At 41.3% G+C, this 22356-nt stretch carries 29 protein-coding genes; 22 read left to right on the plus strand and 7 right to left on the minus strand.

What is annotated here, in order from left to right:
• Positions 1-67 precede the first annotated feature (67 nt).
• The 3 genes from HMPREF1517_RS06480 to HMPREF1517_RS06490 are packed head-to-tail and all read left to right on the plus strand — an operon-like array spanning position 68 to position 3429.
• A complete protein-coding gene (locus tag HMPREF1517_RS06480; RefSeq protein WP_014634179.1) occupies positions 68-1141 on the plus strand; it encodes a thiamine pyrophosphate-dependent dehydrogenase E1 component subunit alpha in 1074 nt (357 codons plus the stop codon).
• A gap of 16 nt (positions 1142-1157) precedes the next feature.
• Complete coding sequence (locus HMPREF1517_RS06485; RefSeq protein ID WP_002890539.1) at positions 1158-2189, plus strand: alpha-ketoacid dehydrogenase subunit beta; 1032 nt, start codon at positions 1158-1160, stop codon at positions 2187-2189.
• 10 nt (positions 2190-2199) lie between these two features.
• Complete coding sequence (locus tag HMPREF1517_RS06490; protein ID WP_037600320.1) at positions 2200-3429, plus strand: dihydrolipoamide acetyltransferase family protein; 1230 nt, start codon at positions 2200-2202, stop codon at positions 3427-3429.
• A gap of 199 nt (positions 3430-3628) precedes the next feature.
• On the opposite strand, the gene HMPREF1517_RS06495 is transcribed toward HMPREF1517_RS06490, so the two are convergent.
• A complete protein-coding gene (locus HMPREF1517_RS06495) occupies positions 3629-4222 on the minus strand; it encodes a class I SAM-dependent methyltransferase (RefSeq protein ID WP_037600323.1) in 594 nt (197 codons plus the stop codon).
• 155 nt (positions 4223-4377) lie between these two features.
• Between HMPREF1517_RS06495 and HMPREF1517_RS06500 the strand changes: the two genes are divergently transcribed.
• The 3 genes from HMPREF1517_RS06500 to HMPREF1517_RS06510 all read left to right on the plus strand — a co-directional run bounded on the left by HMPREF1517_RS06500 (position 4378) and on the right by HMPREF1517_RS06510 (position 6233).
• Positions 4378-4965: a TetR/AcrR family transcriptional regulator gene (locus tag HMPREF1517_RS06500; RefSeq protein ID WP_037600326.1), complete on the plus strand. Its 588-nt coding sequence runs from the start codon at positions 4378-4380 to the stop codon at positions 4963-4965.
• Positions 4966-5075: 110 nt separating this feature from the next.
• The gene (locus HMPREF1517_RS06505; RefSeq protein ID WP_037600327.1) at positions 5076-5387 is read left to right on the plus strand and encodes a hypothetical protein; all 312 of its coding nucleotides are present in this window, start codon (positions 5076-5078) and stop codon (positions 5385-5387) included.
• A gap of 96 nt (positions 5388-5483) precedes the next feature.
• Positions 5484-6233: a CPBP family intramembrane glutamic endopeptidase gene (locus HMPREF1517_RS06510; RefSeq protein ID WP_037600331.1), complete on the plus strand. Its 750-nt coding sequence runs from the start codon at positions 5484-5486 to the stop codon at positions 6231-6233.
• Between the two features lie 257 nt (positions 6234-6490).
• Here the strand turns inward: HMPREF1517_RS06510 and HMPREF1517_RS06515 are convergent, their stop codons facing one another.
• Together HMPREF1517_RS06515 and HMPREF1517_RS06520 are read right to left on the minus strand one after the other, a co-directional pair.
• Positions 6491-6688 (minus strand): hypothetical protein, encoded by a 198-nt coding sequence (locus HMPREF1517_RS06515; RefSeq protein WP_037600333.1) that lies wholly within the window; start codon positions 6686-6688, stop codon positions 6491-6493.
• 99 nt (positions 6689-6787) lie between these two features.
• Positions 6788-7207 carry an SP_0198 family lipoprotein gene (locus tag HMPREF1517_RS06520; RefSeq protein WP_002890547.1) on the minus strand — a complete coding sequence of 140 codons (420 nt, stop codon included), beginning with the start codon at positions 7205-7207 and terminating at the stop codon, positions 6788-6790.
• A gap of 175 nt (positions 7208-7382) precedes the next feature.
• On the opposite strand from HMPREF1517_RS06520, the gene HMPREF1517_RS06525 reads away from it, so the two are divergent.
• From HMPREF1517_RS06525 to HMPREF1517_RS06560, 8 genes are all read left to right on the plus strand, one after another.
• A complete protein-coding gene (locus tag HMPREF1517_RS06525) occupies positions 7383-7775 on the plus strand; it encodes a YbgA family protein (RefSeq protein WP_014634187.1) in 393 nt (130 codons plus the stop codon).
• On the plus strand, positions 7772-8134 hold the full coding sequence (locus tag HMPREF1517_RS06530) for a TIGR02328 family protein (protein ID WP_037600336.1): 363 nt from the start codon (positions 7772-7774) through the stop codon (positions 8132-8134). The genes HMPREF1517_RS06525 and HMPREF1517_RS06530 overlap by 4 nt, the downstream gene beginning before the upstream one ends.
• Before the next feature lie 12 nt (positions 8135-8146).
• Positions 8147-8524 carry a hypothetical protein gene (locus HMPREF1517_RS06535; protein WP_037600338.1) on the plus strand — a complete coding sequence of 126 codons (378 nt, stop codon included), beginning with the start codon at positions 8147-8149 and terminating at the stop codon, positions 8522-8524.
• A 4-nt stretch (positions 8525-8528) separates the two neighbouring features.
• On the plus strand, positions 8529-8891 hold the full coding sequence (locus tag HMPREF1517_RS06540; protein WP_037600341.1) for a hypothetical protein: 363 nt from the start codon (positions 8529-8531) through the stop codon (positions 8889-8891).
• A gap of 115 nt (positions 8892-9006) precedes the next feature.
• A complete protein-coding gene (locus tag HMPREF1517_RS06545; protein WP_232219565.1) occupies positions 9007-9606 on the plus strand; it encodes a CPBP family intramembrane glutamic endopeptidase in 600 nt (199 codons plus the stop codon).
• 22 nt (positions 9607-9628) lie between these two features.
• A complete protein-coding gene (locus tag HMPREF1517_RS06550) occupies positions 9629-10270 on the plus strand; it encodes a GDSL-type esterase/lipase family protein (RefSeq protein ID WP_037600344.1) in 642 nt (213 codons plus the stop codon).
• A 95-nt stretch (positions 10271-10365) separates the two neighbouring features.
• The gene (locus HMPREF1517_RS06555) at positions 10366-10980 is read left to right on the plus strand and encodes a hypothetical protein (protein ID WP_037600352.1); all 615 of its coding nucleotides are present in this window, start codon (positions 10366-10368) and stop codon (positions 10978-10980) included.
• 239 nt (positions 10981-11219) lie between these two features.
• Positions 11220-12881, plus strand: coding sequence for a SulP family inorganic anion transporter (locus HMPREF1517_RS06560; RefSeq protein WP_037600355.1), 1662 nt, complete (start codon positions 11220-11222; stop codon positions 12879-12881).
• Positions 12882-12933: 52 nt separating this feature from the next.
• Here the strand turns inward: HMPREF1517_RS06560 and HMPREF1517_RS06565 are convergent, their stop codons facing one another.
• Genes HMPREF1517_RS06565 through HMPREF1517_RS10715 form a run of 3 tightly spaced genes read right to left on the minus strand, consistent with a single transcriptional unit; the run spans position 12934 to position 14788 of the window.
• The gene (locus HMPREF1517_RS06565) at positions 12934-13749 is read right to left on the minus strand and encodes a TIGR03943 family putative permease subunit (RefSeq protein ID WP_014634199.1); all 816 of its coding nucleotides are present in this window, start codon (positions 13747-13749) and stop codon (positions 12934-12936) included.
• Positions 13749-14651, minus strand: a complete 903-nt coding sequence (locus tag HMPREF1517_RS06570; protein ID WP_037600363.1) for a permease — start codon at positions 14649-14651, stop codon at positions 13749-13751. Before HMPREF1517_RS06570 ends, HMPREF1517_RS06565 begins: the two co-directional genes overlap by 1 nt.
• Before the next feature lie 5 nt (positions 14652-14656).
• Positions 14657-14788: an SPJ_0845 family protein gene (locus HMPREF1517_RS10715; RefSeq protein ID WP_002885949.1), complete on the minus strand. Its 132-nt coding sequence runs from the start codon at positions 14786-14788 to the stop codon at positions 14657-14659.
• Between the two features lie 280 nt (positions 14789-15068).
• Between HMPREF1517_RS10715 and HMPREF1517_RS06575 the strand changes: the two genes are divergently transcribed.
• The 7 genes from HMPREF1517_RS06575 to HMPREF1517_RS06605 all read left to right on the plus strand — a co-directional run bounded on the left by HMPREF1517_RS06575 (position 15069) and on the right by HMPREF1517_RS06605 (position 20780).
• Positions 15069-17201: a Tex family protein gene (locus HMPREF1517_RS06575; protein WP_037600366.1), complete on the plus strand. Its 2133-nt coding sequence runs from the start codon at positions 15069-15071 to the stop codon at positions 17199-17201.
• The gene (locus HMPREF1517_RS06580; protein ID WP_002890560.1) at positions 17188-17628 is read left to right on the plus strand and encodes a SprT family protein; all 441 of its coding nucleotides are present in this window, start codon (positions 17188-17190) and stop codon (positions 17626-17628) included. Before HMPREF1517_RS06575 ends, HMPREF1517_RS06580 begins: the two co-directional genes overlap by 14 nt.
• Before the next feature lie 65 nt (positions 17629-17693).
• Positions 17694-17957 carry a PspC domain-containing protein gene (locus HMPREF1517_RS06585; RefSeq protein WP_002885986.1) on the plus strand — a complete coding sequence of 88 codons (264 nt, stop codon included), beginning with the start codon at positions 17694-17696 and terminating at the stop codon, positions 17955-17957.
• A gap of 126 nt (positions 17958-18083) precedes the next feature.
• Positions 18084-19013, plus strand: coding sequence for an HPr(Ser) kinase/phosphatase (gene hprK, locus HMPREF1517_RS06590; RefSeq protein WP_037600373.1), 930 nt, complete (start codon positions 18084-18086; stop codon positions 19011-19013).
• Positions 19013-19804: a prolipoprotein diacylglyceryl transferase gene (lgt, locus tag HMPREF1517_RS06595; RefSeq protein ID WP_037600376.1), complete on the plus strand. Its 792-nt coding sequence runs from the start codon at positions 19013-19015 to the stop codon at positions 19802-19804. The genes hprK and lgt overlap by 1 nt, the downstream gene beginning before the upstream one ends.
• Before the next feature lie 124 nt (positions 19805-19928).
• Positions 19929-20327, plus strand: a complete 399-nt coding sequence (locus tag HMPREF1517_RS06600) for a DUF948 domain-containing protein (RefSeq protein WP_002885965.1) — start codon at positions 19929-19931, stop codon at positions 20325-20327.
• 12 nt (positions 20328-20339) lie between these two features.
• Positions 20340-20780, plus strand: a complete 441-nt coding sequence (locus HMPREF1517_RS06605; protein WP_002890570.1) for a YtxH domain-containing protein — start codon at positions 20340-20342, stop codon at positions 20778-20780.
• 56 nt (positions 20781-20836) lie between these two features.
• On the opposite strand, the gene HMPREF1517_RS06610 is transcribed toward HMPREF1517_RS06605, so the two are convergent.
• Positions 20837-21133 carry a DUF3270 domain-containing protein gene (locus HMPREF1517_RS06610; protein WP_002890571.1) on the minus strand — a complete coding sequence of 99 codons (297 nt, stop codon included), beginning with the start codon at positions 21131-21133 and terminating at the stop codon, positions 20837-20839.
• A gap of 238 nt (positions 21134-21371) precedes the next feature.
• On the opposite strand from HMPREF1517_RS06610, the gene HMPREF1517_RS06615 reads away from it, so the two are divergent.
• The gene (locus HMPREF1517_RS06615) at positions 21372-22301 is read left to right on the plus strand and encodes a peptidase U32 family protein (RefSeq protein WP_002886038.1); all 930 of its coding nucleotides are present in this window, start codon (positions 21372-21374) and stop codon (positions 22299-22301) included.
• Positions 22302-22356 lie beyond the last annotated feature (55 nt).

Below are 22356 nucleotides of genomic sequence, written 5' to 3' on the forward strand. Positions count from 1 at the left end.
TTCAAATCTATATATCTGTCAATAATATTTGTTTTTTATAAAGCTCTCTATAGAAGGAGGAAACAATATGACACATTATCAAGAATTGCCACAAGCCCTAATGAAAGAAAAACATCAGGGACAAACCTTAACCAAGGAAGAAGTTAAGGTTCAGACTGCCCATGATCTTGGTGTGGAAAATGTTTCAAAAGAAGAGGCTAAATCCATGTATAAGACTATGTGGGATATTCGAAATTTTGAAGAAAATGCACGACATTTCTTTTCAATCGGTCAAATTCCAGGATTTGTTCACCTTTACTCAGGTGAGGAAGCTATTGCGACTGGGGTATGTGCTAACCTGACTGATAAAGACTACATTACTAGCACACATCGAGGACATGGACACTGTGTGGCTAAAGGTGGAGACCTTAAAAAAATGATGGCTGAAATCTTTGGTAAGTCTACTGGGCTTGGTAAAGGTAAGGGTGGCTCTATGCATATCGCTGACTTGGATAAAGGAATCCTTGGTGCTAATGGTATGGTAGGCGGAGGCTTTGGTCTTGCGACGGGTGCTGCTATGCGCAACAAATATCTAAAGACTGATGATGTTGCTGTATGTTTCTTTGGTGATGGTGCTGCCAATGAAGGTAATTTTCATGAGTGCTTAAACATGGCCTCTATTTGGAATCTACCTGTGGTATTTGTAAATGAAAACAACCTTTTTGCAGAATCAACACCACAATGGTATTCATCAGGTTCTCCAACAATTGCTGAACGTGCACAAGCTTACAATATGCCTGGAGTTCGCGTTAATGGTAAGGACTTATTTGCTGTTTATCAAGTGGCTAAGGAGGCCATTGAACGTGCGCGTCGTGGAGATGGTCCAACGTTAATTGAAGCTATTACTTATCGTAACCATGGCCATTTCGAAGGAGATGAGCAAAAATACAAAGCACCAGATGGAATCGAAAAAGAATGGGCAGATGTGGATGCCTTGGAAGTATTTCGTGATCTGGTAACTGAAAAGGGTATCCTTAGCCAAGATGAATTGGATGAGATTGTTGCCCAATCACAAAAAGATGTTGAAGATGCAATCCACTTTGCTCAAGAGAGCCCAATTCCAAAAGAAGAAGCTCTCTACGAAGACGTATTTGCAGACTGATTGAGGAGGATTCATAATGACTAGAGAAACATTATTTATGAAAGCCATCAATGAAGGGCTCGATCAAGCCATGGAAAGAGACGAGCGAGTTGTTCTCCTAGGAGAGGATATCTCAGGTGGTGTTAATGTTGAACACTTAGAAAATAATAACGAGGATGCCTGGGGCGGTGTCATGGGGATTACACGAGGACTGATGCCAAAATATGGCAGGGAACGAGTTATTGATACTCCGATTTCTGAGCACGGCTATTTATCAGCTTCGGTTGGGATGGCGCTTACGGGACTAAGGCCTGTACCAGAGTTGATGTTTAATGATTTTATTGGATTCTGTTTTGATGCCCTATTAGGACAGGCTTCTAAGATGCGTTACATGTTTGGCGGTAAAGCTAAAGTTCCCATGGTTGTTCGTACTATGCACGGGGCAGGAGCTTCAGCTGCTGCGCAACACTCTGGATCCTATTACGGTTTATTTGGATCGATTCCTGGTATTAAGGTGGTCGTTCCTGCTACTCCTTATGATGCTAAAGGATTACTCCTAGCATCAATAGAGGATGATAATGTAGTTATCTTTTCTGAAGACAAGACTTTATATGGATTAAAAGGGGAAGTGCCAGAAGAATACTATACTGTACCAATTGGTAAGGCTGCCGTTCGTAGAGAAGGTAAGGATTTAACAATTGTGACAATTGGTAAAATGTTGTATGTAGCCTATGAGGTCGCCGACCGCTTGGCAAAAGACAACATTTCTGTAGAAGTGATTGATCTTCGTACAGTTGCTCCATGGGATGAAGAAACAGTGTTAAATTCCGTGAAGAAAACTGGTCGTTTAATTATTGTGGATGAGGCCAATCCACATAACAATACTGCAACTGATATTGCATCTGTAGTTTCAGATAAAGCTTTTGATTATCTTGATGGACCAGTGAAATGTGTTTGTGCACCAAATACTCCTGTTCCATTTGCGACAAACTTAGAACAAGCCTATATCCCGGATGCGGATAAGGTTTTGAAAGTAGCTGATGAATTGATTCAGGACTTGAAAGGATAGGAGGGCGCTTATGGCAACAGAAATTTTAATGCCCAAGCTCGGCCTAACCATGACTGAAGGACTCATTCAAAAGTGGTTGGTCAAAGTTGGTGATACAGTAACAAGTGGTCAGCCTTTATTGGAAATTAGTTCTGAAAAATTGACTAGTGAAGTTGAATCCCCTGCTTCTGGGGTTGTTCTAGACATTGTGCATGGTGAAGGTGTTACAGTTAAATGTAAGGAAGTCGTTGGATGGGTTGGTCAGGAAGGAGAAAATGTAGGAACCCAAGAAGCTCCTGCACAAGAGGAAGCTCCAACTGAAGTCGCTAAAGATTCAACACCGTCTAGTCCTAAATCTACTACAGCACCTATAGCTCGTACTGGTGGGGAACGAATTTTTATTACACCGGTGGCTCGTAAGATGGCTACTGAGAAAGGCTATGATATCTCCCTTATTAAAGGGACAGGTGGAAATGGTCGTATTACAAGACGTGATGTAGAAGCTTACCAACCAAGTCTTGTTGTTGATAAGGTCGTTGAACCTCTACCACAAGATATGACCTCAGGTCAATACGGTGAGGGACTCCAAGGCATGCGTAAGATTATTGCCGAACGTATGATGAACAGTCTTCATTCTTCTGCTCAAGTGACACTTCATCGTAAGGCTGATTTAACTGAGCTTTTGAAATTCCGTAAAGAACTTAAGGCCAAGGTCCATACTCCACTTGAAAATGGTGAACTAGGTATCACAACTCTATTAACTAAAGCAGTAACCAAAGCTTTGAGAGATTTTCCAGCTTTGAATGCTTGGTATGGCGGCGGAATTCATCAGATTCAAGAAAGCATTCATATTGGTATGGCAACAGCTTTGGATGATGGTTTGGTTGTCCCTGTGATTCGAGACGCAGACCGTATGACTTTAGCAGATCTTGGTCAAAGCATTAAGACTCTGGCTAATCAAGCTCGAAAAGGTGCACTTCCATCTGACCTATATAGTGGTTCTACTTTCTCAATTACGAACCTAGGGGGGCCAGGTGTAGAATACTTCACACCAATCCTTAACTCCCCAGAGGTGGCAATTCTTGGAGTAGGAGCAACTCAACAAGCTTTGGCATTTAATGAGGAGGGAGAGGTTGTTCAAAAAGACTATCTTCCATTGAGTCTGAGCTTCGACCATCAAATCATCGATGGCCTTCCAGCAGCTGAATTTTTAGCACAAGTTATCTCTTATCTGGAAGACCCTTATCTCCTTATTTTCTAGTGGATTTAAATTTTGAAAGGTTAAGATTATCAACTAATAGACATACTATAAGTTAAAATATAAAGTTTTTGCCCACCTTGTCTAGCTTAGTAGCTAGCGTAAAGCTTACACAAAGAGAAGACTAACTTAGTCTTCTCTTTTCGTGTTGCTAAGGGGGAGAGCTTTTCTTAAGTCAAGTGGGAATTTGTCTATCAATTTCCTAATGTCTTTTAATAACAATGTACAAAACCCATTTGTGATTTTGCCTTTCTTCAATCTTTGAAAAGCCAATACTTGTTAATAACTGACTCAATTCAGAACTTGTTCCATAATCTGTCATATGATACTGTATTTTTTCTTTTTCGGAAGCAATAATCAGAGTAGAATGATTGGACATGACTCGATAGATTTCCTGAAAGCTTTGTTTTAAATCTTTCCAGAAAATATGGGTCTGAATGGCAAAGACAAAATCAAAATAATGATTTTGGTAGGGAAGGTTTTCGACATTTCCAAACATCAGCTGGACACTATCGTTTTCTATTGACTTTAAAAGCATCCGTTTAGCAGTTTGATAAGACTCCTTGGAAATATCAATGCCATGAATGTCAAGATTTTTATCTAAAGCAAGTAGGTTTTTGATAGTGCTACCACCGCCATAACCGACTTCTAAAATACGACTATTGTTAGGGATAGTGGTTTGTTTTATTACCCAAAGGCTGAGTTCCTTAAAATAGGACGACCAGATGTTGGTAATCACTCGGCCAACAAGACCACTCGGATTTATAGATTGCTTTATAAGATATTGAATGAGCATGTTCCCTCCCATTTTTGCAAATAAAGTTTGAAATATAGATAGTCTAAATTCAAACTTTATTATAGAAAAAGCTAGTAAGAATAGCAAGGAAAAATGAAATATATACTCATATATTTCAAACTTATGCTACAATTGGTAATAACAGAGGTATTCACATGAATCAATATCAAAAGACGACTGAGAAAAAGAAGCAAGCGATTATTCAAGCAGCTTTGCGTTTGTTTAAAAACAAAGGTTTTAAACAAACGAGTATAAAATCTATTGCAGAGGTAGCAGAAGTATCTCCTGTTTCTATCTACAATTATTTCGGGAGCAAAGATAACTTGGTAACTCTCTGTGTTAATGACTTGTTTGAAGAAATAACCCAACAAGCTGAGGACATTTTAAATAGCAATCTAGATTTTAAAACAAAATTAGACCATGCTTTAGCCCTATGTCAGGAGAAAATGAGTCAGCAAATCTCGGACTATTTTCAAGATAAAATGGTGGAAGATTCTGTTTTCTCAACTCTCCTAACGAAAGCAATCACTGCAAAAAAACGTGACATCTATCGTGCTTATATTCATCTCGGAAAAGCAGAGGGCCTTATTGCTGAAGACCTATCGACAGAGCTTATCTTAAATGTCATGGATGCTCTTAATGGTATGGGAAATCAATTAGCCCATAGTGACAATTTAGAGACAGAGGTTGAGCAAATTCATCAGATCTTTTTGTACGGTATTTTAGGAAAAAAGAAATCATGATTTTCCTAATTCTATTATTGTTCACAGCTAGCAACATCCCATCCCAATCAGTTGTATATTCTCATGCATGGGTGTAAAATTTACTATATAAAGATAAAGAGGAGCAAGTTATGGAATTAAAAGATTTTACAGAACAAGAACAAAAGCAAATCGAAAAAGGTTTGAGCACAGCTGAGATTTCTGATAAGGAAGCGGCTAAGAAGTTACTCGCTCTCGTACCACAAGAATGGATTAAACGCATTCCTTTCTTTGTCAGAGGGCATGCGACGACTAAGACAGTCGAGCGTGTAGCCAAGCAATATCCTGAACTTTATGCAGTGGCTAAGCGCCAAGGGGACCTTCCTGAAAAAGAGAGAGAAGAGTTACGTAAGATTATGACAGACATCTTTGAAGAAAAGATGAACAAACACAAGATTAAATAAGATTTTTAAAGACAATGTGTTTATTTCTACAATTACGAATCAACCTTCCATAAAAAAGAGATATTGTCAATTTTACCATCCCGTTACGGAGAAAAAATGAGCAAATTTATTTCAAAACAATCAGTTGCTATCTGGTATGTACTGTCTGCCCTCTTTGCTACATATATAGTAGGGCAAGTTATCCTATGGTGTTTCCCAGACAGGAGTAGTCTGGGTGCCTCACTACTGTTTATCCTAATGAACTGTGTTCCCCTGATTATGGCGGCTGTCTTTTCTCTTGTGTTGAGTGAAGTCAAATCCTTGGGTGAATTTTTCAAAAAGGTCTTTCTTCAAAAAGAAAGTCCCCTGTCCTGGATTCTAGCTCTCTTCATTCCAGTCATCTACTATGGAACCTCATTCTTTCTCAGGAATGTTAGCTTTACTGGGAACACCCTCTTGGCCTTCTTACTATATTTTCCCTGGACCTTTTTATATGGGGGGCTGGAAGAAGTAGGTTGGCGTTGGTTTTTACAAGAACATCTTTACTTTAGTAAGCACTTTATAACTAAAATGATGGTTCTTTCCATTGTCTGGTTCCTCTGGCATATCCCTATCTATCAACTCCCTTGGATTACAGCAGGTTCCTCCAACTATCTCATTTTTTACCTGATGATTTTAGGAAATACTTTTCTATTTGGAGCTCTCAAAGAGTATTCGAAAGGAGCTGCTCCTTGTATCCTTGCCCATATGCTGATCGATAGTCTGGCTGTCCTTTTGCTAGTTCAGAGTTCTATTACTCAGATTATCCTTCTGGTTATTTGCGAAATCCTACTAGCCTCTTGGCTGGTGGTGGTACGAAAATCATAGAAATAGAGTTGAACCTCCCACTGAATTTCGGTGGGAGCTTTTCTTTCCTATCTGTTGATATAATGACACAGTTTCATTTTTAGGAGGTGACTCGTTTGGCCAAGGATACATTTCATCATCAAAAGGCTGAAAAAGAATGCCAAGAGTTACGTAAGATTATGACAGGCATCTTTGAAGAAAAAATGAATAAACACAAGATTAAGTAATGTTGTATCAAAAGAGGTATAAGTCTACAAACTTATACCTCTTTCTTATCTTTACTTCCTATTTGATTTGGATAGACTAATGGCAACCATAGTCACACACAGGAAAAAGGCTGCTAGTAAACCTTTTGTAGTCGTGGTCATAAAGGGTTTATCAAAGACATAATAGTTATAGACAGAAAATCCCAGTCCAATAAGAGTTACAATAATCGACACAACAAATAGCGTCACCCATAATCTTCTTTGAGTCATCGTCAACCTCCTGTTTGTATTCGTTTTCTTTCTGTCTATAGTATAACATAAAAAACCTTAGCTAAATTCCAGAGAGTGGATTGGCTAAGGTTTTTCATATTATTTCGTCAAGACAACCGTATCGTTTGGATCACGGTCATCATCTTCAATAGTCAGCTGATTACCGTCGAGTTTGTAGAATTTGGTATCATCACCAATCGTTAGACTTTGATTGTCAGGGTTAACTGTTACAGACTTGCTTTCCTTCTCGCCATCTGCTTCGTCCTCTTCCCAAGTTCCAGTATTTCCAGAGATGGTAAGAGTAATACGATCATTTTCATCAGTTCCCTTATAGGTGCCATCTAGCCCCTCAGTCTGTTTAGAAACTTCAGAACTTTGTGAAGATGAAACCTTACTTGAACTTTGTTGGGTGCTAGCAGAGCTTTCAGGTGTTTGAGCTTTCTGGTTTGAGCAGGCTGCTAAAAGACCAAGAACTGCCATAGAGGCAAGAGAAAGTGTGAGTTTTTTGGACAATGTCATAGGCTTTGTCTCCTTTCTTTGATACCTTAAGTATAGCAAACGCTTACAAGCAAACCAAGCAAAAGCCCTTTTCTGAAAATAGTTGAAAATCACTCTTCAAATTCTCAAAGTCATAATCTATTATCCCCATTTAAACTATGCTATACTGATAAAAAGCAATCAAGGAAGGTTCCTAATGACAACTACCAATCCACGTCGCCAGTGCGAGCGACTTTGGGCAGCCAATAAGTATCTGGTGCTCAGCCATTCAAACAAGATTTACTTAGAAATCCGTAACTATCTCAAGAATGATGAGGTTAGTTTGGATCAGGTTCAAGCCTATATTGATCAAGCACTTGACCTTCCTGAAAATCCTGGTCAGGTCGTCAATGCCTTTCAACATATCTGGGGGTATTTTAAGAAAAAGGCGACTGCCAGCGAGAAGGAAATGTTTATGGCCCAACTGGAAAGCTATGCGACAGGTCGAATTCCTCAGATGTGTTTAGTGGCATCCGTCAAAGAGCTCCTCATCAAGTACCCAAATCGCTATCTGGAGGAGTCAACTCTGATTAATGGAGGTAGCAAATGAGACTATGGCATCAAGCCTTGATTTCAAAACTACCCCGTCAGCAATTATTAGGGCAGCACCGAGAATGTTGTGCCCTCCGTGGTAAGGGATGGCAACGCAAACATGCGACGGTTAACTATGTTTTTGATTATTCACCGTACCGCTTGTTTAAGTACCATGAGCTCATCATGCAAGAAATGACGGAACGTGGCTATCGTGTTAGCCCAGAGTGGTTGGACAAGGAGTATCGAGGCAAGCAGATGCCAGCCTACGATAAGCTTGAAGTGGAGAAGCTACCAGTCATCATTTACCCAGAGCATGATACTGCCTATTTACAGGAATGTCTGGACAATCTCAAGCAAAAAGGAATCATCATCTAAAGGAGGAAAACGATGCATTTGTTTAAGTGGCTTGCACCTAAAAAGAAAGCAGCAGAAGGCCTTGTCATGCGTATTTCGACAGCTGATCAGGTAGACTATGCGACGATTACAAACCCAAGTGACAGTGATATCTGGGATGCCTTGGTGCAACTTCCAGTATCCTACGATAGTCTCTATCTCACTTATAGCGAAAAAGGGTCAATGAGTTTTATCTTTGTTGAATCCGAGGATGACAAGTATCGCTTGGAACACGACACACCTGAGCTAGGATTAGAATTGACAAATGTAGCACGTGTATCCCAACAAGTTGCCAGAGACATCCTTATTCGCTTTTCTAAAGAGCACACAGTGATTTTGGATGACCATTGGAAACAAGAGAAAGTAAGGTAATCCTATGGCCTACCTCACCCCAGAAACCAGACGAAAACGACGAAAAGCCTTTTGCTTAATCATTGAAATCATTTGTCAGGTTCATTTTGCAATCATTGTCCCGCGAGACCGGATTTTTACTCCTGAAAAATGGGCTCAAACACCAGCTCCTATGCGACACAAACTCATGTGGAGCTTTCACCGTCAGTATCAGCTTGAGGGCATGACGAGAAAAGAAGTTGAGAAACTCTTGGGCAAGGGGAGTAATCTTCAAGGAAGTGTTGAGTACAAGCTGAAGGACGATTGGATTGGTGGTTGGCGTGTTTACCATATTGACTATAAGCAAGACCGTGTGATTCGTGCCAAAGAAACCTGGCAAGACTGGTGAAAATGGGCTTTTTCTTCCCCTAAAAGTAGTATAATCATGGTGTAAAGGTAATCGTTTTCAAAAGAACGAAGCTGTCTTTTGATTAGAAATGGAGGACAAACTCATGACCCTATTTATGTCTAAACTGATGAGTGGTATTATGGAACTGCTCATAGTCTCTGTCATTCCTTTTATCACTTGGTTAATTTGGAGCAGGAAAAAGGTTGGTTTCTTTGACTGGATTGGGTTGAAGAAAGTTGAGAGTCAGAAGAAGAGGCAATTACTACTGACCATTTTGGGTATTAGTCTAGTTTTTCTTCTTTTTTCGATTGCGGTCTTTAGTTGGTTTGACTCTAGCCAAACGGCCACAGCAGATTTTTCTGGAAATGGAATTGGAGCCCTTCCTGCCATCTTGGCATACGCTATCTTAGGGACTGCCTTGCCTGAAGAAATCTTCTTTAGAGGTTTTCTATTAAAAAGGATGCAAGGAAAACTAGGATTTCTAGGGGCTAATCTGGTTCAGTCTCTAGTCTTTGGTCTCCTTCATGCACTCATGTTTATTCAACTAACTGGTTACCTTAAGGCTTTTGCCATTTTGGTCTTTATCAGTCTCATAGCTTACGTTTTGGGTGCTATCAATGAGAAGAAAGCAAACGGCTCCATTCTTCCAAGTGTCTTTATCCACGCCTTGGCCAATACGATTGTAGGCCTTCTCTTTGCCTTTTCCCTTATTTAGATAAATATAGAAGAAAGTTATCATGGATGAATTAAAAGATATCAAACTTAAAAATTATCAGTACCTAAATGAGGTTGCTATCAAGGGGGAAACGCTTTTCACGGGCTCCTCTCTCATGGAGCTTTTTCCCATTTGTGAAATCGCTAGGAGTAGAGGTATCGACGATATCATCTACAATCGGGGCATCAGTGGTTTGAATACGGATGAATTTCTCCAGCATATCCATCCTCTACTTTTGGATCTGCAACCGAGTAAGGTTTTCATCAATATCGGTACCAATGACATGACCGAGGAGCCTTATGGAGATCAGTGGTTCCAACATATGACGGCAAATATCAGCCAAATTCTGGAGCAAACACTAGCTATATTGCCCCATACCAAGATTTACCTGATGGCTTTTTACCCAGCCAATCTTCATCTGCCTTGGCAGACCAAGGCTTCAATTCAGTGGATGAAACTGCGGACTCCTGAAAATCTTGACCGCTGTAACCAGGCTCTTGAGGAAATTGCCAAAACCTATGGCTGCCACTTCATTAATTGTAATGCTGATTTGGTTGATGATAGAAAAGAGCAGAAGGCTGAGCACACCTATGACGGCGTCCACCTTTATGCCAATGCTTACTTAAAAGTCTTTGAAGTTCTGGAATCATATCTCCTGCATTAAGAAAATATGAGAGAATTTCCAGTTCTTACTCGCTTTTTTCCCTTGATTACAGTACAATAGACGTCAAAAGTGAAAAATTGAAATGAGGTATCCCTATGTGGAAATGGTTTAAACGACTCATTGTCCTCGTCATTGTGCTCTTTTTTGCAGTGGCGGCTCTACTTATTCCGGACAAGATCGACAGTCAGGACCAATTAAAAAATGTATCAACACAAACATCCCTTGCTGATTTAGCCCAGGCTGGTATTGGTGGGGCGTCCCTTTCATCAGGCGGGGTTTCAACTGAGATTAATCTTGACAGTAATCAGTTTCGTCAAATCCTAAAAGCAAGCATGGCTGATTCTAATGACGAGACCTTGCAAAACAGTAGTGTAGAGTTGAATGATTCCTATCTAACAGCTAAGGTTCCCGTATCTCTTGGACCTATCGAATCAACATTCAGCCTTGATTTCACTGTCAGCACTAACAAGGAAGTCATCCTACTAGATTTGGCAGGTGCCCACCTGGGTCGCCTTCCAGTTCCAAAATCACTGGTTCTGCCTTACCTCAAGAAGAGCATTGCCCAGTCCAGCAGTGGTGTTCGCATGGTTAATGACCAAATTCAGCTCAAGCTTCCAGAAATCGGCTATGAGATTGAGCAAGCCTCTGTAACCAATAGCAAGATGAAGGTTAAACTTAACATTCCGATTTCCTTGCCAACAAGTTGGTAATCCATAATGAATCTTTCAAAACAAGTCCATAGTCTGGACTTGTTTTTTGATACCTTCACTTCTAAACAAAGAAAGTTAGAAAATTCTTGAAATAATAGCTTTAAATCCCTCAATCCCCTAGAAAATGAGCTTTTCCTATGCTATCATAAGATTGTAAAATTGATAAGCGTCTGACACTCATTGAAAAAGAGTTATTTCACTGAGTTAAAGAGTTTTAGGATAGTAGTTAGGAGGAAAAAATGGACGCTTTAAAATATATCACACCCAAATTTTTCACTACCATCAGGAATTATTCTAAGGGCCAGTTCATCAAGGACTTAATTGCAGGAGTCATCGTGGCTATCATTGCTCTCCCCTTGTCGATTGCCCTTGCCATTGCCTCTGGTGTCAATCCCGAACAAGGTCTTTACACAGCAGTCGTTGCAGGCTTTTTTATTTCCTTTTTAGGAGGTAGTCGGGTTCAGATTGGTGGACCTACCGCAGCCTTCGTTGTCATCATCTATGGCATCATCGCCCAGTATGGTATGGCTGGTTTGACCCTTGCCACGCTCATGGCGGGACTCATGCTTATTATCATGGGGCTCCTGCGTTTTGGTGACCTGATCAAGTTCATTCCCAAAACCATCACACTTGGTTTTACCTTGGGGATAGCTGTTGGGATTGTGGCTGGACAGATTAAAGATTTCCTGGGCCTTGAGATGAAGTCCGTGCCAGCTGAGTTCTTAGAAAAACTTCTAGCTTATGGGAAGCATCTTTCAAGTATTAGCTGGCCGACACTTGCAATTGGTATCTTGGCCCTAGTCATTCAAATCTTTTGGCCACGCCTTTCTCAGAAAATTCCGGGGTCTTTGGTTGCAATTATTGTGACCACAGCCATCGTAGCTTTTGGTCATCTCCCAGTCAAAACCATTGGTGATCTTTACACCATCAAAGCAGGACTTCCAAGTTTCACAGTTCCTGACCTATCATTTTCTTTGATTCGTCAAATGATGTCGCCAGCCTTCACCATTGCCATACTAGCAGCCATCGAATCTCTACTTTCTTGCGTTGTTTCAGACGGGATGATTGGTGGTAATCATCGCTCTAATGCTGAATTGATTGGCCAAGGTGTTGGGAATATCATGTCAGCCCTCTTTGGCGGGATTCCTGCAACGGGTGCCATCGCCCGTACCGCAGCCAATGTCAAAAATGGAGGACGGACACCAGTAGCGGGGATGGTTCATGCCCTTACCTTGCTTCTGATTTTACTCTTTCTCATGCCTTATGCTTCATTGATTCCTATGACCTGTTTGGCCTCAATCCTAATGATTGTCGGTTATAACATGAGCGGTTGGCGTACTGTCGTTCGTATGATTCAACGTGCTCCTAAGAGTGACGTAGCAGTCCTTATCGTAACCTTTATCTTAACCGTTTTCTTTGACCTAGTGGTTGCCATCGAATTTGGTATGGTCCTAGCAGCCTTCCTCTTCCTCAAACGCATGTCAGACGTGGCTCAAATTCGTCAGTGGGTGGACAAGGAAAATCTGGACGATCCAGTTTTGTCCGAGGACAGCGACTTGAAACAAGTCCCTAAAAATACAGTCGTATATGAAATCTTCGGTGCCCTCTTCTTTGGTGCAGCCAATAATTTCTTGAATGTTATCAATGACGACAGTAAGAATGTCCTTATCCTACGCATGCGCAACGTTCCAGCCATGGATATCTCTGGTCTGGATGCCCTTGAGGAAACGCTTGCTATCTGCCAAAAACGTGGAATGACCTTGCTTCTTTCTCACGTTAACGCCCAACCCTACCGAGTTCTCGAAAAATCAGGCTTCATCCAGACTATCGGTCCAGATAATATCTGCGAGTCGACGGACCAAGCCCTTGAAAAAGCACTAGCCCTAGCAAAAGAAGCCTAGACAAATCCATTTTGCACAAGAAGAAAAAGCCAGTTCAACTGAACTTGGCTTTTTAAAATACGCGATAAACATAGGGATTGTCAGGTTGACCGACCTCTTTAACCTCAGTCAAATTGAGGATAGGGAGGCTCTGTTTGAGATTTTGATAGTAATCCACAGTGATGGTACCAGTGACTTTTACCCAGGTATTATCCTTGAAGGTTTGGTCACTTCCTCTCGTCGCCAGTCCGTAAACACCTGAATCGGCGATACAGTGGATAATACCGAAACGGAAGATGAACTGATAACCCTTGGTCTGTGGGTCATTGTAAACAAAGCCGGTATAGGTGACCTTCTTGCCCACGAAATCGTTAGGATAGAGGTAGATGAGCTCCATAACTTCCATGTAATTTTCCGTGGTAATCTGGATGGTCTCACGTCCCTTGTACTTGGCTAGCTCCTTGGTCATCTCCTTCTCATAAGCAGAGGAGGTGAAGTAGGAGCTGGTGTCTGGCTTCAAATACTGGATAGTCGTTCCCTCTTGGTCGGCCTGGTTAGGATCGCTCCCTGCCGCCAGTGGAAAATGATAGCCCTTAGCTGATACGGTATTGGCATCCAAGGTTACTGTTGGCACCAAGAGCCCCGTAAGGACTGGAAAGGCCAAGAGAACGATGCTGGCTACCTTGGCTACTCGACCTGACAAATGCGAGTGAACCTTCATCTGCTTCATCCAAACAATGAGTTGAACCACAGCAAGGATAAAGGAAAGCACCATGGAAATGTAAGCCAGGTAGGAGTAGTGGATATTAATGTACTGGTTGAGCTTGCCAGAAACTTGCAAGTACATGACCAGCTCAAAATACCCAGATAAGATAAGAAAACGTAACATTAAATCACCCCCAATACCAGACAGTAAATGATTGTCACCAGACTTGCGGTTCCTACGAAGAGACCAACAAAGCGTGTCTTAAACTGGTGTTTCATCATGATTAGGTTCTTGATATCAACCATAGGACCGATGATGAGAAAGGCCACCGTTGGTGCCACTCCAAAACTAGAGAGCAAGGAAGCCCCGATAAAGGCATCCGCCTCTGAACAAAGCGAGAGGATAAAGGCCAAAAGCATCATGATGAGGATGGCTGTCACCGAATTGTGCCCGATTGTCGTAAGAATACGGGTAGGTAGGTAGGTCTGCATCCCTGCAGCCACCAGGCTCCCGAAAATCAGGTAACGCCCAGTGTCAAAGAACTCGTCGACAGCATGAATCAAGGCTTGAAAAACTTTCTTACCAGCTGACAAACCACTATAGTCGTGCACATGACTGACCTTACGATTATCCTTAAGAATCTGGTCATCCACCACAAAGCCGAGCAAAATTCCCAAAATCATGGCAATCAAGAAAGCTCCGAGAAAACGTAAAATTACGTAGTACCAAGAGTTCCCAAAGGCCGTATAGGTCGCAAAAAGAACGACTGGATTAATGATAGGAGCTGTTGCCATGAAAGGAATAGCCGTGTAGCTAGGCACTTTTTTCTCTAAAAAGTGCGTGATAATGGGAACAATCCCACACTCACAAGAAGGGAAAATAAAACCAATTAGAGTTCCAAAGAGAATAGCTAGGACCTTGTTTTTCGGCAGGAAGTTTCGGACCTTTTCAGGGGTCACGAAGACTTCGATAAAGCCAGACAAGATGCTTCCCAGTAAAACGAAGGGCAGGGCTTCGATAATAATAGATAGAAAAACTGCCAGAAGCTGCAAAACGCTATCTGGTAGTTGATGAAAAATAGCCATAACTATTATTTCTTCTTATCTTCTTGAAGACGTTTGTCCTTCTTAGGATCAGTTCCCGCCTTCTCAAAATCAGGGATAGCCGCAAAAGATGCCATCATGCTTTCAAGTTCATTTGTTTTTTTCTGAATAACCGCCATAAAAAGCCTCCGAGTTAAAATAAGATACTAAGGGCGTCATTTCTAAGAGAAAATTAGGGCATCAGACGAAGAAGCTCTGCTTCTAGGAAGATGCATCTATTTTCCGAAAGAAATAGCCCGAGTTCAGTTGCAAAAAGATACTAAGGGCATCATTTCTGTTAGAAATAGCCCCTAACAATAGGTCTACCTTTCTATTATACTACCTCTTGCTTAAAAATTCTCGCTTCAGCTACAAGGTTTTCTGCCCAAGCAAATCTCCTCTCGTGGTATAATAGAGTTTATGGAAAATCGTAATTTAGAGACATTGGCTCAGGAATTGGGCCTAAAAAAACAACAAGTTGAAACAGTTTTGGAATTGACCGCAGAAGGCAATACCATTCCTTTCATTGCCCGTTACCGTAAGGAAAAAACCGGCAATCTGGATGAAACGCAAATCAAGGCTATCATTGATATGGACAAGTCCTTGACTACTCTTCAAGACCGTAAGGAAACAGTTCTGGCCAAGATTGAGGCACAGGGCAAATTGACTGACCAACTCAAGGCAGCCATTGAATCGGCTGAAAAGTTGGCAGATGTGGAAGAACTCTACCTCCCCTATAAGGAAAAACGCCGCACCAAGGCGACCATTGCTCGTGAAGCAGGTCTTTTCCCATTGGCTCGTCTTATCTTGCAAAATAGTCCCAACCTCAAGGCTGAAGCTGAAAAGCTGACATCTGAAGCCTTTCCAACAGCTGACAAGGCTCTTGCAGGTGCTGTGGACATTTTGGTTGAGGCCTTTTCTGAGGACAATAGCTTGCGCTCTTGGACTTACAACGAAATCTGGAACAACAGTGACATCACTTCAACCCTCAAGGATCAATCGCTGGATGAAAAAGAAATTTTCAAGATTTACTATGATTTTGAGGACAAGGTGTCTAAACTTCAAGGTTACCGTACGTTAGCCCTTAACCGTGGTGAGAAACTAGGCGTTATCAAGGTAAGCTTTAAGCACAATCTTGAGAAAATGCACCGTTTCTACAGTGCTCGTTTCAAACAAAAAAATGACTATATCGAGGAAGTTATCAATCAATCTCTCAAGAAGAAAATCATTCCAGCTATGGAGCGTCGTATCCGAAGTGAATTGACTGAAGCAGCAGAAGATGGTGCTATTCAACTGTTCTCTCAAAATCTTCGAAGCCTCCTTCTAGTATCGCCACTTAAAGGCAAGATGGTACTTGGTTTTGACCCAGCCTTTCGTACAGGGGCTAAGTTGGCCGTGGTTGACCAAACTGGTAAGCTCATTACAACGCAAGTTATCTATCCAGTAGCTCCAGCAAGTCAGGCTAAAATCGCACAGGCTAAAAAAGACTTGGCTGACCTCATCAAAAAGTATGCCATTGAGATTATTGCGATCGGTAATGGAACAGCAAGCCGTGAAAGTGAAGCTTTTGTGGCAGAAGTCCTCAAGGATTTCCCAGAAACTTCTTATGTCATTGTCAATGAAAGTGGTGCCTCTGTCTACTCTGCATCAGAGTTGGCTCGCCATGAGTTTCCAGATTTGACGGTTGAAAAACGCTCTGCCATTTCCATTGCCCGTCGTCTCCAAGACCCATTGGCCGAGTTGGTTAAGATTGACCCTAAATCAATCGGAGTAGGCCAATACCAGCACGATGTTAGCCAGAAGAAACTGTCTGAAAATCTTGATTTCGTCGTTGATACCGTGGTTAACCAAGTCGGTGTCAATGTCAATACGGCAAGTAGTACCCTCTTGTCACACGTGTCAGGACTCAATAAGACCATCTCTGAAAATATCGTCGCCTACCGTGAGGAAAATGGTGAGATTGCATCACGTGCTGAAATCAAAAAGGTCCCACGTCTCGGTGCCAAAGCCTTCGAACAAGCAGCTGGTTTCCTCCGTATCCCAAATGCCAAGAATATCTTGGATAATACAGGGGTCCACCCAGAGTCTTACCCAGCGGTAAAAGACCTCTTCAAGCAGTTGGATATCACAGATTTGGACGACTCTGCCAAAGAGAAATTGAAGGCTCTTAATCTTAAAGAAACAGCAGAAGAGCTAGGGCTTGGACAGGAAACCCTTAAAGATATCATCGCTGACCTTTTGAAACCAGGTCGTGACCTCCGTGATGATTTTGAAGCACCAGTGCTTCGTCAGGATGTTCTTGAACTCAAAGACTTGTCAGTCGGACAAAAACTTGAAGGGACAGTCCGAAATGTTGTGGACTTTGGTGCCTTTGTGGATATCGGTGTCCATGAGGATGGCCTTATCCATATCTCTGAGATGAGCAAGAGCTTCGTTAACCACCCAAGTCAGGTCGTTTCTGTTGGGGATTTAGTTACCGTGTGGGTATCAAAAGTTGATTTGGAGCATGAAAAACTCAACCTCTCCTTGGTGAATCCACGTGAATCTAACTGATTATGTTAAGACTGTTTCTATAGAAGATTTTGGCTGGGAATTTAAGCATCAAGCCTTGTGGAACAAGCGTCTCCGGACCACTGGAGGGCGGTTCTTTCCCAAGGATGGACACTTAGATTTCAACCCAAAACTCTATGAGGAACATGGTCTTGAGACCTTTCGAAAAATCGTCCGCCACGAGCTCTGTCATTATCACCTTTATTTTCAAGGTAAGGGCTACAAGCATGTTGATAGAGATTTTAAGGACTTACTAGCCAAGGTTGAAGGCCTTAGATACGCTCCAAAGATGCAAGGTCAAAAGGAGAAGTACTACCTCTATCAGTGCCAATCTTGTGGTCATATCTACCGTCGCAAACGCCGTGTCAATACACAGAAGTTTGGATGCGGTCTGTGTCGAGGTAAGCTCATTTTTCTAAATCAGTCCTAGGGCTGATTTTTTTAATTTAAAAAAATCATATAATTAAATCAAAGAAATGATGGGAGAAGAAGACCATGTCAAATCGTTTTTATAAAACACGAAAAAATAGACTCGTCGCCGGTGTTGTTGCAGGTTTGGCAGATAAGTTTGGTTGGGACCTAGCTTTGGCTCGTATCTTGGCTATCATTCTCATGGTTTCAACACAGTTTGGAATCTTTCTATACTTGGTTTTAGCCTTTCTCCTTCCTTACAAAGAAGATATTTATCCCGAAATCAAACTCAAGGATGGACGTAAACGTAAAAACGCTGAACCTGTAGAAGACGAGTGGAATTGGTGAGTAAATTATAATAGAAAAGATCTATGATTGGCCTTAGTGCTAGTCATAGGTCTTTTTTGCTTTGAGAACCGCATTGAAAACCTTTTTATGATACAATGAAACTAGTAAATAATCGGAGGAAATAACATGACAGTAACTGTTAAAATGCTGGTTGATAGGCTTAAACTCAAGGTTGTCTATGGAAATAAGGAGCTTTTGGCAAAAGCGATAACAACAGCTGATATCTCTCGTCCTGGTTTAGAAATGACGGGGTATTTTGACTATTATTCACCTGAACGACTTCAGTTGGTTGGGATGAAGGAGTGGTCCTACCTTAAAACCATGACTGATTACAACCGTTATTCTGTTTTTGCGAATATGTTTAAAGCGGAAACTCCAGCTGTTATCGTGGCGCGTGGTCTTGAGATTCCGGAAGAGATGCTTCGAGCTGCTAAGGAAAATGGTGTAGCAGTTCTTCAAGGACGAAACGGCACATCGTCGCTTTCAGGTGACATGTCTTGGTATCTTAACTCGCAATTAGCTGAACGAACTAGTGTCCATGGTGTTTTGGTAGATATCTACGGGATGGGAGTTCTTATTCAAGGAGACTCTGGCATCGGTAAGAGTGAGACAGGGCTTGAGTTGGTGAAACGTGGTCACCGTCTTGTCGCTGACGACCGTGTGGATGTTTATGCTAAGGATGAGGAGACTCTCTGGGGTGAGCCCGCGGAAATCCTCCGCCATCTTCTTGAAATTCGTGGGGTTGGTATCATTGATGTCATGAGTCTCTACGGAGCTAGTGCTGTCCGTAATTCCTCTCAAGTTCAGTTGGCCATTTATCTTGAGAATTTTGAAAATGGCAAGATCTTTGATCGTCTTGGAAACGGAAACGAAGAAATCGAATTGCAAGGCGTTAAGATTCCACGTGTCCGTATTCCTGTTAAGACAGGACGTAACGTATCAGTTGTTATCGAGGCTGCAGCTATGAACTACCGTGCTAAGCAAATGGGATTTGATGCAACCAAAACCTTTGAGGAACGTTTGACCAACCTCATTAGTAAGAATGGTGAAAACTAATGTTAGCTACTATTGATCCTATTGCTCTAAGGCTTGGCCCCATTAGTATTCATTGGTATGCCATCTGTATCGTATCTGGTCTTTTACTAGCCGTTTATCTGGCTCAGCGTTGGGCTCCCGAAAAGGGAATTGACCCTGAAAACATCCTAGATTTTATTCTTCTTGCCTTTCCTATAGCCATTGTTGGTGCAAGGCTCTACTATGTGATCTTCCAGTGGTCTTACTACAGTCAGAATCCTTCAGAAATTGTTGCGATTTGGAATGGCGGAATTGCCATTTATGGTGGCTTGATTGCTGGTGCAGCTGTCCTCTATTGGTTTTCGAAACGTCATGCCATTGCTGTCTTGGATTTTCTTGATATTGCAGCACCTGGCGTTATGATTGCACAGAGTATCGGTCGCTGGGGAAACTTTGTTAACCAAGAGGCTTACGGAAGAGCAGTTAGTCATCTGAATTATGTCCCAGAATTTATTCGCCAGCAGATGTTCATTGATGGGAGTTATCGTGTACCGACTTTTCTTTATGAAAGTCTCTGGAACTTAGTCGGATTTATCACTATCCTAGGACTAAGACGCTTTAATAAGAAACTACGTCAAGGAGATGTGACCTCATTTTACCTTATCTGGTATGGTCTTGGACGTTTTGTCATTGAAGGCATGCGTACCGATAGCCTCATGTTTGCTGGCTTGCGTGTTTCTCAATGGGTCAGCATCGCCATTATCATCTTGGGTGTTATCTTACTATATTTGCGAAAGCAACGTCCAGAGGCAGATTATAAAATGAAAAACTAGTCATATAGCTCAGACTTTGTTATAATATAATGAAAATTATCATAACAAAGGTCACTGGAAACTGGAGAGTTTACTTCAGTTTTCTTGTAGCGACCTTTTAAAAAGGTCAAAGGAGTCTTAAACTATGGCAGAAATTGCATTTCTTATTATCGCAATCGCACTTGCTGCGTTCCTCATTGCATTGATCCCTACCCTACTTCGTACACGTCATGTGGTCAAAGAAGTTGAAGAAACAGTTGCTGTGCTTCGTACAGACATTAATGTAACCCTTCATCAAACAAATGAAATCTTGGCTAAGGCAAACGTCTTGGTTGAAGATGTTAATGAAAAAGTTCAAACAATCGATCCTCTCTTTGTAGCAGTAGCTGAGCTTTCAGAAAGTGTTTCTGACTTGAATACTGAAGCTCGTTACCTCGGTGCTAAAGCAAGTGCAGCAGGAGCAAGTGTCGGTAAGGCGGGTTCAGCCTTTGCTATCGGTAAAGTTGCTTCAAAACTATTTGGTAAAAAAGACAAGAAAAAATAAGGAGGTCTTTTCATGAGTAAATTTTTAAACACCCTAATCATTGGTGCAGCTTCTGGAGCTGCAGCAGCTTACTTCTTTACAACTGAAAAAGGTAAAGCTGTTAAATCACGTATCGATGAAGAAATCGCTTCATTCAAAGAAGATCCTAAAGCTTATCAAAATCAAGTAGTGGAAAAAGCTAGCGACTACAAAGATTTGGCAGTCGATACTTTCCAAGACTACAAAACAAAATTTGAAAATGGTGAAATCACTGCAGATGATTTGACAAAAACCGTTCAAGAAAAAACAGCTCAAGTTGCTGACTTTGCAAAAGAAAGCTTTGAACTTATCAAGGAGAAAACAGCTCAAGTAACTCCTGAACAAGCGGATGTTGAAGCAGAAACAAAAGCTATCGTTGATGATATCGTCATTGATATTAAAGATATCTCTGAAGAAGCAGCAGAAGCAAAATAATAAAGAAAGCCCATGAGGCTTTCTTTTTTTAGTACGAAAAAAACGTTGACCAGCAGTCAACGTTTTTGTGCTTTATAATATTCGATTAGGACATAAATACCTATCTGACCAATGACGCTAATGGTAATTGCCCAGAAGAAGGCCCAGAAGGTAGCCACCTGTGCTACTAAGAAAAGGAAGGCAACTAGGACTGTTGAAACACAGAAGCTTGAGATACGTCCAAAGAAAATCATATCTTGTAGCTTAATACTATTACTATTTAGACCTTGATAATCTTGATAATTCGTCGTTTGAGGATGCTCAGTCTCGAAATCTTCAATGTGATCAAATTGACGGTGTAAGTTGTCAGCCATGTCTGCCTCCTTTCTATATAAAATATCTAAATCACTTTTTCGTGTAGATTAAAATACTTAGTCAGTATTTCACTATTTAGAATCTCATTAATAATACCATAAAAATTTTATATTGCAAAGTTTTTTTTGATTTTTGTGAAAATTATAGTATTTAAAAACTATTTTAAAATATTTAGATACTGGTATTTGAACCTAAAAATTCTAAAAAAATCAAATCATTTGTGCTATAATGTGAGTTATGGAAAAAATAGTGATTACAGCGACTGCTGAGAGCTACGAGCAGGCACGTGAGCTCCTAGAACTTGGCGTAGATCGTATTTACATCGGCGAAAAAGCTTTTGGCCTTCGTTTGCCTAAGCCTTTTTCATTCGCAGAGATGCGAAAGATTGCAGAGCTGGTACATGAGTCTGGCAAGGAATTGACTGTTGCCGTTAACGCCCTCATGCACCAAGGTATGATGGATGCTCTTCCAGACTACCTTGATTTTCTTGAAGAAATCAAGGCAGATTACATCACGGTTGGTGATGCAGGGGTTTTCTACATCTGTAACCGTGACAAACGTCCCTTCAAAATGATTTATGATGCTTCAACCATGGTAACCTCTAGCCGTCAGATTAATTTCTGGGGCAAACAAGCTGGAGCTTCTGAAGCTGTTTTGGCTCGTGAAATTCCGTCTGCGGAACTTTTCGTCATGGCTGAAAATCTTCAAATTCCAGCCGAGGTTTTGGTTTACGGTGCAAGTATCATTCACCACTCTAAACGTCCGCTTCTTCAAAACTATTACAACTTTATCAAAACGGATGAAGCCGTTACCAAAGAACGTGACCTCTTCCTTTCTGAGCCTGGTGACCCAGATTCTCACTACTCAGTTTACGAAGACTTGCATGGAACACATATCTTTGCCAACAATGACCTAGATATGATGACTAAACTTTCAGAGCTTGTTGAACATGGTTTTGACCACTGGAAGTTGGACGGTGTTTATTGCCCAGGTGAAAACTTTGTAAAAATCACTGAGTATTTTGTGAAGGCTCGTGACCTCATCGAGGCTGGCGAATTTTCACAAGATCAAGCCTTCCTCTTTGATGAGGCTATTCATAAATTACACCCAGCCAACCGTGGTTTGGACACAGGTTTCTATGATTATGAACCTGACCGTGTAAAATAATAACCCTTCCTCTTTCGTTTGAGAGTTTTCCATTTTCAGGGAACGAAGGAGACTT

The sequence above is a fragment of the Streptococcus sp. ACS2 genome (genome assembly GCF_000525585.1).
Lineage (GTDB): Bacteria > Bacillota > Bacilli > Lactobacillales > Streptococcaceae > Streptococcus.

Coding starts and splice junctions, on each gene's coding strand:
- HMPREF1517_RS06490 (WP_037600320.1), top strand. CDS start 2,200: ATGGCAACAGAAATTTTAATGCCCAAGCTCGGCCTAACCATGACTGAA.
- HMPREF1517_RS06485 (WP_002890539.1), top strand. CDS start 1,158: ATGACTAGAGAAACATTATTTATGAAAGCCATCAATGAAGGGCTCGAT.
- HMPREF1517_RS06605 (WP_002890570.1), top strand. CDS start 20,340: ATGAGTAAATTTTTAAACACCCTAATCATTGGTGCAGCTTCTGGAGCT.
- HMPREF1517_RS06600 (WP_002885965.1), top strand. CDS start 19,929: ATGGCAGAAATTGCATTTCTTATTATCGCAATCGCACTTGCTGCGTTC.
- HMPREF1517_RS06550 (WP_037600344.1), top strand. CDS start 9,629: ATGGATGAATTAAAAGATATCAAACTTAAAAATTATCAGTACCTAAAT.
- HMPREF1517_RS06530 (WP_037600336.1), top strand. CDS start 7,772: ATGAGACTATGGCATCAAGCCTTGATTTCAAAACTACCCCGTCAGCAA.
- lgt (WP_037600376.1), top strand. CDS start 19,013: ATGTTAGCTACTATTGATCCTATTGCTCTAAGGCTTGGCCCCATTAGT.
- HMPREF1517_RS06505 (WP_037600327.1), top strand. CDS start 5,076: ATGGAATTAAAAGATTTTACAGAACAAGAACAAAAGCAAATCGAAAAA.
- HMPREF1517_RS06610 (WP_002890571.1), bottom strand. CDS start 21,133: ATGGCTGACAACTTACACCGTCAATTTGATCACATTGAAGATTTCGAG.
- HMPREF1517_RS06615 (WP_002886038.1), top strand. CDS start 21,372: ATGGAAAAAATAGTGATTACAGCGACTGCTGAGAGCTACGAGCAGGCA.
- HMPREF1517_RS06540 (WP_037600341.1), top strand. CDS start 8,529: ATGGCCTACCTCACCCCAGAAACCAGACGAAAACGACGAAAAGCCTTT.
- HMPREF1517_RS06555 (WP_037600352.1), top strand. CDS start 10,366: ATGTGGAAATGGTTTAAACGACTCATTGTCCTCGTCATTGTGCTCTTT.
- HMPREF1517_RS06535 (WP_037600338.1), top strand. CDS start 8,147: ATGCATTTGTTTAAGTGGCTTGCACCTAAAAAGAAAGCAGCAGAAGGC.
- HMPREF1517_RS06560 (WP_037600355.1), top strand. CDS start 11,220: ATGGACGCTTTAAAATATATCACACCCAAATTTTTCACTACCATCAGG.
- HMPREF1517_RS06495 (WP_037600323.1), bottom strand. CDS start 4,222: ATGCTCATTCAATATCTTATAAAGCAATCTATAAATCCGAGTGGTCTT.
- HMPREF1517_RS06570 (WP_037600363.1), bottom strand. CDS start 14,651: ATGGCTATTTTTCATCAACTACCAGATAGCGTTTTGCAGCTTCTGGCA.
- HMPREF1517_RS06565 (WP_014634199.1), bottom strand. CDS start 13,749: ATGTTACGTTTTCTTATCTTATCTGGGTATTTTGAGCTGGTCATGTAC.
- hprK (WP_037600373.1), top strand. CDS start 18,084: ATGACAGTAACTGTTAAAATGCTGGTTGATAGGCTTAAACTCAAGGTT.
- HMPREF1517_RS06500 (WP_037600326.1), top strand. CDS start 4,378: ATGAATCAATATCAAAAGACGACTGAGAAAAAGAAGCAAGCGATTATT.
- HMPREF1517_RS06480 (WP_014634179.1), top strand. CDS start 68: ATGACACATTATCAAGAATTGCCACAAGCCCTAATGAAAGAAAAACAT.
- HMPREF1517_RS06515 (WP_037600333.1), bottom strand. CDS start 6,688: ATGACTCAAAGAAGATTATGGGTGACGCTATTTGTTGTGTCGATTATT.
- HMPREF1517_RS06575 (WP_037600366.1), top strand. CDS start 15,069: ATGGAAAATCGTAATTTAGAGACATTGGCTCAGGAATTGGGCCTAAAA.
- HMPREF1517_RS06585 (WP_002885986.1), top strand. CDS start 17,694: ATGTCAAATCGTTTTTATAAAACACGAAAAAATAGACTCGTCGCCGGT.
- HMPREF1517_RS06510 (WP_037600331.1), top strand. CDS start 5,484: ATGAGCAAATTTATTTCAAAACAATCAGTTGCTATCTGGTATGTACTG.
- HMPREF1517_RS10715 (WP_002885949.1), bottom strand. CDS start 14,788: ATGGCGGTTATTCAGAAAAAAACAAATGAACTTGAAAGCATGATGGCA.
- HMPREF1517_RS06545 (WP_232219565.1), top strand. CDS start 9,007: ATGTCTAAACTGATGAGTGGTATTATGGAACTGCTCATAGTCTCTGTC.
- HMPREF1517_RS06525 (WP_014634187.1), top strand. CDS start 7,383: ATGACAACTACCAATCCACGTCGCCAGTGCGAGCGACTTTGGGCAGCC.
- HMPREF1517_RS06520 (WP_002890547.1), bottom strand. CDS start 7,207: ATGACATTGTCCAAAAAACTCACACTTTCTCTTGCCTCTATGGCAGTT.